The organism is Pedobacter lithocola, from assembly GCF_042650845.1.
In the GTDB taxonomy this organism is placed as follows: Bacteria; Bacteroidota; Bacteroidia; order Sphingobacteriales; family Sphingobacteriaceae; genus Pedobacter; species Pedobacter lithocola.
In genome coordinates this window covers 333,663-347,648 of sequence record NZ_JBHSBW010000011.1, presented here as the reverse complement: position 1 = coordinate 347,648, position 13,986 = coordinate 333,663, and the positions used below count along the sequence as shown (strand labels likewise).

7 protein-coding genes are annotated in these 13,986 nt (G+C 34.7%); 1 reads left to right on the top strand and 6 read right to left on the bottom strand.

Annotation, left to right across the window (positions count from 1 at the left end):
- Positions 1 to 5 precede the first annotated feature (5 nt).
- The 6 genes from ACFOWA_RS11850 to ACFOWA_RS11825 form a co-directional block, all read right to left on the bottom strand.
- Positions 6 to 3,065: a SusC/RagA family TonB-linked outer membrane protein gene (locus ACFOWA_RS11850; protein WP_378985366.1), complete on the bottom strand. Its 3,060-nt coding sequence runs from the start codon at positions 3,063 to 3,065 to the stop codon at positions 6 to 8.
- A 383-nt stretch (positions 3,066 to 3,448) separates the two neighbouring features.
- Entirely contained in the window at positions 3,449 to 4,153 is a 705-nt protein-coding gene (locus ACFOWA_RS11845) for a hypothetical protein (protein ID WP_378985364.1), read from the bottom strand.
- A 106-nt stretch (positions 4,154 to 4,259) separates the two neighbouring features.
- Complete coding sequence (locus tag ACFOWA_RS11840; protein WP_378985362.1) at positions 4,260 to 5,105, bottom strand: DUF1735 domain-containing protein; 846 nt, start codon at positions 5,103 to 5,105, stop codon at positions 4,260 to 4,262.
- 7 nt (positions 5,106 to 5,112) lie between these two features.
- Entirely contained in the window at positions 5,113 to 6,702 is a 1,590-nt protein-coding gene (locus tag ACFOWA_RS11835) for a SusD/RagB family nutrient-binding outer membrane lipoprotein (protein ID WP_378985360.1), read from the bottom strand.
- Positions 6,703 to 6,713: 11 nt separating this feature from the next.
- A complete protein-coding gene (locus ACFOWA_RS11830) occupies positions 6,714 to 9,854 on the bottom strand; it encodes a SusC/RagA family TonB-linked outer membrane protein (RefSeq protein ID WP_378985358.1) in 3,141 nt (1,046 codons plus the stop codon).
- 234 nt (positions 9,855 to 10,088) lie between these two features.
- Positions 10,089 to 12,584 carry a M14 family metallopeptidase gene (locus tag ACFOWA_RS11825; RefSeq protein WP_378985356.1) on the bottom strand — a complete coding sequence of 832 codons (2,496 nt, stop codon included), beginning with the start codon at positions 12,582 to 12,584 and terminating at the stop codon, positions 10,089 to 10,091.
- An 82-nt stretch (positions 12,585 to 12,666) separates the two neighbouring features.
- Here ACFOWA_RS11825 and ACFOWA_RS11820 point away from each other — a divergent pair, with 82 nt between their 5' ends.
- The gene (locus tag ACFOWA_RS11820) at positions 12,667 to 13,968 is read left to right on the top strand and encodes a UDP-N-acetylmuramoyl-tripeptide--D-alanyl-D-alanine ligase (protein ID WP_378985354.1); all 1,302 of its coding nucleotides are present in this window, start codon (positions 12,667 to 12,669) and stop codon (positions 13,966 to 13,968) included.
- Positions 13,969 to 13,986: the final 18 nt, after the last annotated feature.

Here is a 13,986-nt window from a genome sequence, read left to right as displayed (position 1 = left end):
ATTCATTAAAAAGTTAAGTTAAGACCAAAAGTGTATGTTCTTGCTTGAGGATAGGTTAAAAAATCAGTACCTGGAGCAGTGTTGGTTACTGAGAATGTACTTACCTCTGGATCTAAACCTGAGTAATTTGTAAAAGTATAAAGGTTTTGTGCTGAAGCGTATAATTTTATAGCTGATACCTTAAGTGCATTTAACACTTTAGGACCAAAATTATAGCTTAAATTAACATTCTTTATTCTTAAAAAATCACCGTCTTCAAGAAATCTATCAGATACCCTTCTATTATTGTTTGGATCCCCATAAACCGCTCTAGGCATAGTCGTATTTGTATTGGTAGGCGTCCATCTATCTAATGTACTAGCTAACTGACCAAAAACACTATTCATACCTTCACCAAATGAGCGAGTATTTGAATAGATTTGATTTCCACCTTGATATTGTAAGAAGATAGATAAATCGAAGTTTTTATATTTAAAATTATTTGTAAAACCACCCTGATACGTTGGCATACCTTTACCAATAATTTCCTGGTCTAATGAATTGATAACACCATCATTATTTATATCAGCAAACTTGATATCACCTGGCGCAGTAGAAGTAAGCGGACTTGCAGTAACTGCTTGTGTTGGTGATGCAGCAATTTCTGCAGCACTTTGGAAGATACCTAAAACTCTGTAACCTCTAAATGCACCTAAAGGTTGACCTGCCTCTACCCAAGAAGCGAAACCCGCCGCAAAAGGATTACCAGAAAGCTCAACTATTTTGTTTTTATTTAAAGAGATATTGAAGTTGGTTGTCCATGAAAAATCTTTCTTCTCGATGATTACACCTGTTAATGCAACCTCTAAACCTTTATTTTCTGTTTTACCAAGGTTTGATTGAATGGTTGTGAAACCAGATGATCCAACAAGTGGTTTACCTAAAAGTAAGTCAGATGTTTTTTTCTGATAAACATCTACATTTAAGGTTAATCTGTTGTTAAATAAACCTAAATCTAATCCTAAATCTAAAGCAGCAGTATTTTCCCAAGTTAAATTAACATTACCTAATTGAGTAGGTGCTAGACCTGGATTTTGAAGGTAGTTTGAACCTCCGCCTACCAAAGGTAACGAGGTAAAGTTTCCAATTTCCTGGTTACCCACAATACCATAACTTGCTCTAATTTTTAAATCACTTATAGATCTAACATTTTTTAAGAATGATTCTTCCGATAATCTCCATGCACCTGAAACTGCAGGAAAAAAACCATATCTTTTCTCAGAACCAAATCTAGATGAACCATCTAAACGACCTGATGCCTGGAAAATATATTTTCCTTTATAAGAGTAATTTGCTCTAGCAAAATAAGATTCTAAGGCATTTGATGTACCTCCAGAACTAGCAGTTGTTCTAACTGAACCTGCTGAAAGTCTTCTGATATCGTTACCAGGAAATCCTGTAGCAGAAGCTAAAATATTTTCATAGTTAGATTCCTGATAAGAAAAACCTGCTAATAAATTAACATTGTGTATACCACCAAATACTTTAGTATAGTTCAAAGTATTATCAAATATATAGTTAACCTCTTGGTTTTGACCTTCTGTTGCAGAACCACCAGAACCAGCACCTGCATTTGTAAGCGTTGATAAGAAAGTTCTATCTTTCGAAGTAAAATAATCAACTGATGCCTGCGATCTAAAAGTTAACTCTGGCGTAAATTTATATTCTGCACCACCCGAAGCCAATAAACGATTGCTATAAAATTTGAAAGTATTTTCGTTAGCACCAGCAAGAGGATTATCTACAGAAGAAATTGCATCTCTACCATAAGTACCATTTGCATTATATGCAGGTACGTGTGAACCTAATAAAAATGCACCACTTACAGTACCATAAATATTATTATCGTTGTTTAATCTGTTATTTACCGAACTACTAAAGCTCGTAGATAAACTTAATTTTAATTTATCTGTAGCTTGATTATCTAAGTTTAACCTTCCGCTAAATCTTTTATAGCCACTACCAATAACAACACCTTTTTGATCGAAGAATGAAGAAGATATAGCAAACTTGGTTTTATCGTTTCCTCCACGAGCATTTACTTCATAATTGTTAATTGGAGCTGTTTCGAAAATCAAATCTTGCCAATTGGTTGTGGGATAATCGTTTGGATTAGCGCTTCTTACTCCGCCACCTATTCTGCTATCGCTATAATTGGCAGTACCACCATATCTTGCATTAACCGCATCATTCATCAATTGAATATACTCTGGACCAGATAATGTTGGTAACGTTTTAGCAACCTGTTGAATACCTGAATAAACATTCACACCAATTTTGGTATTCTGATTAAGACCTCTTTTGGTGTTAATTAAAACCACACCATTTGCAGCTCTTGAACCATAAATAGCAGTAGCAGCAGCATCTTTTAATATTTCCATTGATTCGATGTCGCTCGGGCTAATATCACCTAAAGAGTTTGTTAATTGACCACCAGCACCAACCTGTGTATATGAACCAGTATTTACCGGGATACCATCAATTACATAAAGTGGTTGGTTACTACCTGAAATAGAACCAGCTCCACGAATATTAATTGAGATACCTCCACCTGGAGTACCTGATGCCTGAGTAACCTGAACACCAGCAACCCTACCTTGTAAACCTTGTTGCGGATTTAAAATCGGAGTGTTTTGAATATCAGTTGCACTTACAGAACCCTGAGCACCAGTTAAACTACCTTTTTTCTGCGTTCCATAACCAACAACAACAAGTTCATCTAAATCTCTCGAAGAGCTTTGCAAAGAAACATTAATAACATTAGTATTGGTTAAAGGAACTGTTTGAGAGATGAAACCAACATAAGAAAATTCTAGGCCAGTTGATTTTGAATTTACAGTAAGTGAATATTTACCATTTGAAGAAGTAACGATGCCTCCTGGGCTACCTTTAATTCTAACACTTACGCCAGGGATAGGTAATCCATCGACCTGTGATGTAACTACACCAGTAATTGTTCGTTCTTGAGCTACCGCAGTAAACGCGATAAACACCAACACGAACAAACTTTGTAAAAGTTTTTTCATGAAATTTAAGTTAGGGATGAAAAGATTTGTTTGTATTAAAAAATAAATATAACCTTGAAAAGTGTTTTTAACAAAAATTAACAAGATGTAACACAAATGTGATTTATAAATGACAAACAATTTCGAATTTTCATCATTCCGTCATTTTTTCTAATCTGGTTTTAATTTAGCTTAACATTTTTGGAGCTACCTTTAAAATAAAGAGCCAAGCAATATTGGGTTGCTTGGCTTTTTGCAATATAATAATATGACTAACCAAAATGGTTGCTTGTATAGATGAGTTAAAATATTCTAATTAAATCAGGCTTGGATTGTTGCAAGTTTAAATTTCTTAAATAGGTCATAACACTGTACAATGGGCATTTAAATTAAAGTATCAAAAATTAATAGACCCAAATAAATCTTTGCTTAATGCCTCCTTTTTCGGTAAAATCAATCTTTGCCTTAACAGAAAATGTTGATGCATAGATTTCACCTTTATATGTTGCTGGGATCCAATCAAAATCAAAACCCTTTTCATTGATATTAAGTCTTTTAGTAACATTTATTCCATCGGCAGTATATTTTGCCTGATAGCTCGCTTTACCATTTTTATCAATATTTGTAATTAAATCAGCTTCAAGCACCCCTTCGGCATTTTTATTTTCTGTCTTAACCATGCGTTTCAATTCTGTGCCCAATAATGAAATATATTGATCAATTGAAGTGATAGGGATTGGAATACTTGCTTTTTCTTTTACATCAAGATCATTACTTATTACATCGACTTTGAGTCGATTAATACTTGTAGTATCTAAAACTAACAGTTTTTTAAGATCGTAATTGTACCTCAAAAATACATTACCATCGTCATTGAATGCATACCAATTACCAATTCTTACATTATTTTTGTAAACACCTCTTAGAACTACCTTATCCTCCCCTTTGATTATAGTATATGCCCCCTCAAGTATCTTTTCATCAATAACATTAAAAACGACTTTAGTTTGATCTGAAAGTGTTGTTGTCTTTTGATTCTGAGCCTTGGCAACACATGAAGTTGCCAATAGTAAAATAAAAATTAAACTGGAAAATATAGATGTTTTCATATAAATGTTAATTATACAAATTAGAATGACAATTTTAATAGTTTACGATAAACAACTTAAAAAAAAAGACGCCTTTTGAGCGTCTTTTTTAGGTGCAAAAACAATATTATCTAACTCCTGTGTAAGTGAAAGTTTCTTCAAATGACCGTGTACCCGAAGTCCATTTTACAAACATTACTTTAGTAGTAGGGTTATAGTTACTTACAGGATCTGTAACTGGCGTACCTAAGCCACTTACTACTGTTACTTTATTAGTTACAGGGTCTATACTATAAACCATAATATTAGCATACGTATTTAATAAGTTCGTCTTAACCGTGTTAGCTCCAGATGTAACTAATGGTACATCTTTATCATCAGCATTTGGTACCAACGATGTAGTTGCACTTGTCTTATAACTATAAAGGCCATCAATACGGTTTTTTGCTCCAACGTTTAGTAAAATAGTATTAAAATTTCCACTTATAGTTCCTGATGATACAGATGTAATTCTTAGTGGTAACACTAACGCCTTACCTAAATCGAAGGATGTTGGTTTGAAAAGAATATTAAAACTTGCTTTACTTGTTCCTTTTTTGATCACCACAGAAGTCGTTGTCATCGTATAGTTACTTGTAGGCATCAATTCATAGGCCTCGTTTTGATTTGTGTTATATTCGGTAATTACTGAATTAGGCGCCACAGCTATATTAACAGTGATGTCTTCAGGCGCTTCACTCTGAGGACCAGAGTAACTAACCGTGATAGTTCTATTAACTTCTGGTACAACTGCGTATGATTGTACATATAATGGATAAATACTACCAATAACATTAATTTGACCAGGGTTTGCAAACTCAATTACATTAACACCTTTTGCTGGATCTAAAACCAGGCTGTCGTCTTTTAAACATGAGGTAAGTGATGTTACCGCAAGAAAAAGTACTATCGATTTTATTATATTTTTTTTCATTTCATTATTAATTTAAGTCCCAAAAAATACGTGATCCAAACAATGTAATTCCCTGTGGAACGTTTGATGGATTTAAGTTAAATTCTTGTTGAGGATATAATATTCTTCCTAGTAATTTATCCGCCCGTGTAGAAACTGATACCTTAGATGCAAAGGTAAGCAATGGATTATTGGAACCATTAACAATGGCAGGATAGGTTGTACGTCTAAATTCGTTAAATGCCTCATCAGCATTAATTACATTCAACGCAATGTACTTCTGAGTTATGATTGCTTCTATTTTTTGCTCATCAGTTAATGCTAAATCAAAATTAGCTAAACGACTACCTGCGTTAGCTGTAAAATAAGTAGCGACATCAGCAGCAACGTTTTTACTTGCATCAACTACACCACTTTGATTTTTATATAAATAGCTAAATGATGCTGTAACACCATCTGTATAAGCTGATTTAGCCGTACCAGTAATATAACCACGAACGATCGCTTCAGCTTGCAAGAAATTACTTTCTGCAGCTAACATAATTGGCTGACCTTGAGATGGACCTTTTGCCACACCTAAACCTGGTGTATTTGCATCAACTCCTGTAAACCAAGAAGAAAAACCAGTTGGCGGAACTTGACTACTTGTGGCATTTTCTTCACCTAATTGATTAGTAGCCGTTGATGGGAAGCCACGATAAATTACTGAACCACGCCCAGGGTCGGTTAACTTTCCCCCACCCGCTAACGTATAGAAAGATAAAATCCATTTAGTCGGGATTTGCTGACCTTGTGAACGAGCGTTATCACTACCAAAACCTAATGAATTATAACTAGGGCTTTGTCTTCCGGCTTCCTTAACGTAACCTGGCTGAACCAATGCATCAGTTGATAAAAATCCTGTGGTACCTAAAGCAGCTAATTCAGTTTTTGCATAAGCATTAAGTGCAGGGACACCAGCCATTTTAATTAGCAAACGTAATTTAACAGTATTAGCAAATTGTTTCCATAAGTTCATATCACCTTTAAATAATGGATCAGTACTTGCCACAACCTTATTTGCAACGGTACCAGCCTGACCATCATTAATTGCTTTAATTGCTAATGAAAGTTGAGATACTAAATCTTTATAAATATCTTCTGCTTTATCATATTTTGGTGTTAAAAGCGCATTGCCTTTTAATGCTTCAGAGTAAGGAACATCATTATATTGATCTACCAATTTTGAAAACATAAACGCTTTCATAATTCTTGCAATTGCTGAAGAATATGCTAACGCAGGAGTAGATGAATTGTCAATTACATATTGATAATCAACAGCATTATCGTAAACTGAAGTAAAAAGACCCGTGAAATTACTAGAAGAATAAGCATAAGTTATGGCACCGCCATAACCGCCAACTCCGAATATATTGGCTTGAAAACCTCCAGGATAAAAGAAACTGGTATTGTAAGTATTAGTTATACTCGCCGACCCCACTATAGCTTGTGGCAAAACTAATGCGGGAGAAGATGTGGTTGAGCTATTTGTGTTTTCGTTTATATCTAAATACTTCTTGCAGGAAGAAAATCCTACTGCAATGGTAAATATCAATAAAGTGTTTAAAATCTTTTTCATATTAAAATATATTAAAATGTTAATGATAGGGTAGCACCATAGAAACGAGCTGGAGGTGTTTGACCAAGCGCAGTAATACCAACACCATTGTTATCAGCTCCTGCATTACTATATTCTGGGTCAGTATAGATATTTGTATTAGGTGTCCATATAAACAAGTTTCTACCTTGAACACTAACACGAGCGCCTTTTACATATTTCAAACTTCCTAATACAGACCTTGGTAAATCATAAGAAAGCGACAATTCTCTTAGTTTCCAGAAAGCAGCAGAATAAGTAAAGTTAGTTGCTACATCAGTATTTGATGGTCCATTTGTCCAGAAATCTACTCCACCTGTACGTGTTGTAATGTTTGTATTTGCAACATAAGTATTAGTTACCGGATCAAGATATGATGAATTTGGCACAACAAAACGCTCACGATTAAAGTATGTTGTTCTAATACCAGCACCTGAGAAATCAAAACTTCCTGAAGCTTGAGACATCACAAAACCAGCTCTATATTCAAATAAACCAGCTAAACGAAAACCCTTATAAGCAACTGTTGCATCCAATCCTAAACGATGTTTAGGTTCCGTATTACCTAAAATAATAGGAGTTGTTTGTGCATCCGGAAACCCAGTTATGCGATCAACAATAATCCTTCCTTGAGGGTCTCTCTTATAATCTGTACCCTTAAGCATTGGAAACGATTGACCTTCAATAGCATAAACTCCTCTAAGTGTAGTTCCAGATAAACCTAGCTCAGGCAAGCCATTACTAATAGAAACCACTTTATTATTGTTATAAGTATAATTACCGCCAACAGTAATTTCTAGTCCATTATCTAAGTTTCTATAAGGTACTAATCTTAAATTAGTTTCAATACCTTGATTACTTACTTCACCCGTGTTTGTTAAGAATGAAGAGAAACCAGTTGAATTTGCCACATTGATTGGCACGGTCTGATCAGTAGTACTAGATTTATAGTAAGTGAAACTACCAGTAACTCTTGATTTTAATAATACGAAATCAATACCACCTTCATAACCTAATGTAATCTCTGGTTTTATATTAGCAGATACAATACGATCGCCTAAAGTAAATCCTGGGATACCACCATAAGGATAACCATAACCTTGACCAAATGTTGGCAATAACGCATAAGCACCAAAATTTGAGTTATTACCTAAGTTAACATTACCAACTTTTGATACACCACCTCTAATCTTCAAAGATTCTATAACTGTAGATTCCTTTAAGAAAGGAATTGCATCAGATGCAATGAATGATAAATCAGCAGCCGGGTAAAAAAATGATCTGCTTTCTGGAGCTAAAATAGATCTCCAATCATTTCTACCAGTTACGTGTAAATATAAATAATCTCTAAAGCCTAAACGAGCGTCACCATACACACCAATTTGTCTAGCTTTATAATTCTGTTCGCTAGCGCCTGGATTTTGAAGACCATTACTGATATTAAAGAAATCTTCCAGAGCAAGACCACCATTCGTATTAACACTTATGTTTTTATACGTATTTTGTCTGATAGTTGCACCTGCAATTACATTTAATGAAAAATCCTTGTTTAGTTGTTTAATGTATTGCGCTTGAAACTCTGGATTAATTTGTACGTTATAACCAGAGTAATCGCTTACTGAACCGACAATATTTGAAAAGTTCGAAGTTAATCCTAATCTGTAATCTGAATAAGTGAATTTATTTGTAGTTGATTTATTTGAGAATGACCTATTAGAAAGATTTGCACGAACCAATAAAGATAATTCTTTAATTGGTTTCCATTTCAGTTGTGCATTACCGGTCAAATAATCATTCCGGGTTTTACTGCGATTATTACCAAGTGCAAAATATGGGTTTTGATAATATTCATTGTAATATCCATCAGGTGTCGAAAATGGATCGTTTTCATAATCCTTATATCTTGTTAAAGGAATCTGTCCTGGAGATTGCAAAACATTATCAAATACAGTTGCAACAGCGCTTGATTGATCGTAACGGTTTTGCACATAACTTAAATTAAAGTTAAAAACAACGTTATTACCTAAATTACGCTCACCGTTTATACGCATAGTGAATCTATTATATTTATCGCCTGGAACCGTTGTTTTTTGATCAAAATACTGACCAGAAAAATAATAGGTTCCTTTATCATCACCGGATGACATGTTAAAATCAGTTTGGTTTGAATAACCAGTTTCCCAAAAAGCGTTTTTATTCTCATCAGCATTAAACGAATATGGAACTGATTGAATAGACCCATCAGCTAGTGGCTTACCAATTGGACGAACAACGCCATCGAAAGCAGGACCGTATTGCTGATTTTCAAATGGAGTGTAAGTTGGGATGTCATCATTTCCAGTACCAGAACCAAAGCGCTCTTGCAATTTAGGCAAGAAACTTACTTGCTCTATATTAGTAGTGTGACTAACATTAATTGTAGAAGAACCTCTTTTACCTTTTTTGGTCTGAATAATTAGCGCACCATTGGAAGCATCAGAACCATAAAGTGCAGCGGCACCGGCACCATTTAACACTTCAATGTTTTCAATATCTTCAGGATTTAAGTTTCCCAAAACATCGGTTGGAACAATTACATTGTCCAATACAACTAATGCCTGATTGTTCCCTAATAAAGAGCGATTACCTCGTAGTACCAAACGAATGTTTGGGTTAACACCGCTACTTACAGCATTTACTTGTAAACCAGCAACTTTACCTGTTAAAGCACTTGCTACGTTAAATGCTTTACCTTGAGTTAACTCTTCAGCCTTAACAGTGGTAGATTGATTACCTTGCTCACGACGTTTGATAGCTACACCACCAGCGGTAACTACAACTTCATTTAGTGAAGTTACATCAGATGCTAAAGCAGCATTTACAACATTATTGGCTGGAATTTTAAACTCCTTTGAACCATAACCCAAGAATGTAATGATTAATGTTTTTCCATTTGATGGAACACTTAAAGAAAATTTACCATTTGCAGTGGTTTGTGCCCCCAGATTAGGAATTTCTTTTACCCTTACTGTTGCACCAGGTACGGGAAGTCCATCTTCTTGAGATGTTACTGTACCTGTTACTGTTCTTTCTTGTGCCTTTGCGCCAAATGCAATGAACATAAGAATGAACAAACTTTGTAGAAGTTTTTTCATGTTTGTGAAATAGGTTAGTTAATGATAGTTAATAAAATGCTAATGTATAGTTAGTTAACAATAACACCAAATTTTTTTTAACTATTTTTAACATTTGGCGCTAAAAAAGTTAATATTCTATAAAAAGCCTTAAAACTGCATGCTTAGTTAAATCTTGTAGGGATATTTGCTGATTTATTGAGTTTTTACTAAAATATTTTAGTAAAAACATTTAAATATGTCATCAAATCATTATTAATAACTGCAAAATATAACATTCCCGAATAAAGTTTTGCCGCTTTCCCAAAAATTTCTAAATAATGGGTCGTTTGCGAGGTACACTATGCTACCTTTCCCAGAATCTTGAATACCAATTAATAGTCCATTTTTTAGCTCTTGGCGGGCTTTTTTGCCAACAACACCTGCCATTAAGCTTTTGTCGTTTAACTGACCAACGTTCCATCCTTTTAAGAGTGGTTCGTAAACTTTTCTATCTGTTTTTAAGGTGTAATAAGATTTGCCAATGCCATAAGCTAATGGATGAGACTGATCCATCATTACCTTATAAATAGCACCCGGAATGCTATTTTCATAATCATCTTTATCTTTATTTTTAAATAAAAGTTTGCTTGGCTCAGGTTTTTCGTCTTTTTTTACAACAGCTTCCTTCTTTTTAATGTCGAAACCTTTTCTATCTAATACACTTTCTATAGCATCTTCCATTAAAACAAGTTTTCCGCCTTTGCTTATCCAGGCTTTTAAACCTTCGTCAATAAAGCTACTATAACTTCCGTCGGGTAGTATTAATGTGTTTATTTTATTGATTTCTAAATTGTTAATGTCTCGGGCATTGATGATGCTTGGAGTTAAACCCAAATCGTGTTCTAAATAATACCAAACTTCGCCAAAAGCTAAAGATGAAACTTCACTTCCAGATACGATTGCAATTTTTGGTTGCTTTAAAATCGGATAAACAGATGAGCCAAAATCTTTTCCTTTATCTACAAAACCCGTCGCAATCGCCTGTACAGGTTTATTTAATCGAGTTGAAACTTGCGCAACTTTATTTTTTAAATCCTTTATTGATTTTTCATTTTCTGCCCTTAACACAATCAGGGTTCCGGCAGCATAATCTTTTCCATTAACCGAAAAGGGTTGATCTGCCTGCCTAACCTTTATGTTTTCCTTCTGTAAAGTAATAAGCAGTTGTAAATCTTCGCTATTTCCCCAATTAAATAACCAAGCCAAGGGTTTATCCAGGTTTGATGAAACAACTTTACTTTCATCTAGTGATGGAAATTTGCCCTTTATACTTTCTTTTAAAGCATAAGCTTTTAATCCATATACATAAGGTAACGCCCAAGCAGTAATATCGTAGGTGTTAGAATCGGTTACCATTGTTTGAGGCTCCAATAAAACATTCGCAAGCACAGATCGGGGTTGCAAAACATTTACAATCAAATCATTTCTGCCTAAAGTAAAACTCTCTTCTTTCTGCGTATCATAATCATAACCGCGAGCGGATTTATCCCCACCAAAAGCAAATTCAATTTTATTTTTAGTTAGTAATTCTGCCAGTTTTTTAAGCCTCGATAGGTTATCAGGTTTAATTACATAGCTTTTATACATGCCCGGTGCTGTAACTAATGACTGTTGAAAATACTTTTTATACTCATCTAATAATTTATTATGGTTTATTGAAGTAACTTCAAGCGTTGACATTCCTGTTGTATAGTGATGTGCAATTCTATCTTTTAAAGTTAAGGTATCTCCATCGTTAGTAACCACAGCTAAACCAGCTCTAATTCCGCCTTGCTCGTATGTCATACCGATTGAACCATTATAAAGCGGATAAGTATCACCATAAGATGGATACAATAAATCGAAGCGCTCTTTGGTAAAATATTGCCAGCCCTGTTCATCAAAATATTTAGCATTATTTTTACCAACTACAACCTGAAAACTTTTTTGCCATGGCGTTATATCCTGATGAACAGGTTCTGCTGCAGGAGCAAAATAATACGGGTCGTTGTAGCTTTGCTCATGAAAATCGACATGCACTTGTGGCATCCATTGATTATAAAGGGCTAAACGTTGTTTACTTTCTAGTTGAGTTTGCCATGCCCAGTCTCTATTCAAATCAAAATAATAATGATTTGGTCTTCCACCCGGCCAAGGTTCGATATGTTCTCTTGAGCTGGGATCGGCATTTGGCTTTTCGCCTACAACGCTATTAAAATAATTGGCATAACGGTCTCTCCCATCCGGATTTAAACATGGATCGATAATAACTACTGTATTTTTTAACCAGTTATTTGCTTGTTGGTTGCTGCCTGAAGATAGATTATAAAGCATTTTCATCGCCGTTTCGGTAGAATTTGCTTCGTTACCGTGAACATTATAACTCAACCATAAAATAGTTGGCTGCGATGCTAAATCAACACTATTTGCACCACCGCTAGCAAGCAGCAAGTTATTGCTTCGAATTTGCTCTAACTTATTTATGTTTTCTGCTGAAGAAATAACAGCAGCAAGAAGCGGTCTGCCTTCGTTTGTTTTACCGTATTCTATCAGTTTTACATTTTTTGAAGCAGCATTGGCAGTTTGCCTAAAATATTCTGCCACTTTATGATGGGCTGTAAAATGGGTGCCAAGTTCGTATCCAAGAAATTCATCGGGGGTTTTCACCTGAGCATTTACATAAATAACAGATGATAAGGCTAAAACACAAAGTGTAAACAGTTTCTTCATAATAAAAATTTTATCTAATGTACTAATTTTGTTTTTTGTTGCCGCGAAAGCTTAATTTTACCACAAAAATTTTATAATTGGCATGATTACTACCGAAGAATTATACGCTTACTATTTAAAAAATCCGGTAATTTCTACCGACACCAGAAATATCTCGAACGGTTGTATATTTTTCGCGTTGAAAGGAGAAAACTTTAATGCCAATCAATTTGCGGCGCAGGCAATAGAAAAAGGTGCGGCTTTTGTAGTAATTGATGAAGAGAAATACTCAACAAGTCAAAAATATTTATTGGTTGATGATGTGCTTACTGCCGTGCAAAATTTAGCTAAACACCATCGTAAGCAATTAAACATTCCCGTTGTTGGTTTAACAGGTAGTAATGGCAAAACCACAAGTAAAGAGTTAGTAAATGCTGTTTTAGGCGAACGTTATAAAACTTTTGCAACATTTGGTAACCTAAATAATCATATTGGTGTTCCACTTTCTATTTTATCAATCAAGCATGATGTTGAAATCGCCATCATAGAAATGGGCGCAAACCATCAAAAGGAAATTGAATTGCTATGCACAATTGCTCAGCCAACGCATGGCATTATTACCAATGTTGGTATGGCGCATTTGGATGGCTTTGGAGGATTTGAAGGTGTAAAAAAAGGCAAAGCCGAACTTTATAATTACCTTAAACAAATGCAAGGCTATACTTTTATCAATAGAGATAATTCGAATTTATTAGAAATGAGCTCAAATGCAGGTCTATCTAAGTTGATTTATTACGGAACAGAAAATGGCAATACCATTAAAGGTACATTAAAAAGCAGCGATCCTTTTATTGAGGTAGATTGGACAAATCACGAAGTTGCAACAACAGTAAAAACACAATTAACGGGAAGTTATAATTTCGAAAATATTCTTGCGGCAATATGCATTGGCGATTTTTTTGACATGAATGCTGAGGATATTAACAATGGATTATCTAAATATGAACCTAAAAATAACCGTTCGCAATTAACCAAAACGGAAAGCAATACCGTTATTTGCGATTTCTATAATGCCAATCCGAGCAGTATGACTGCGGCATTAAAAAATATTAGTGTGTTAACTGCTGATAAAAAGGTTGCAATTCTAGGTGATATGTTTGAGCTTGGAGAGGAATCAGAAAGCCAACACCAATTAATTGCCCAACAGGCAGAAAATAGCGGTTTGGATGAAGCCATTTTCATAGGTAAACACTTCTATGGTTTTAAAGAGAACTTTAAAGGCATCTTTTTTGAAACACCTGCGGAGGCAACTAATTATTTAAAGGAACATTCAGTTAAAAATAGCTTGATTTTACTCAAAGGCTCAAGAGGCATGAAATTAGAAAGCTTGCTGCAGTATTTATAGCTGAAGTAACCTAAGTTC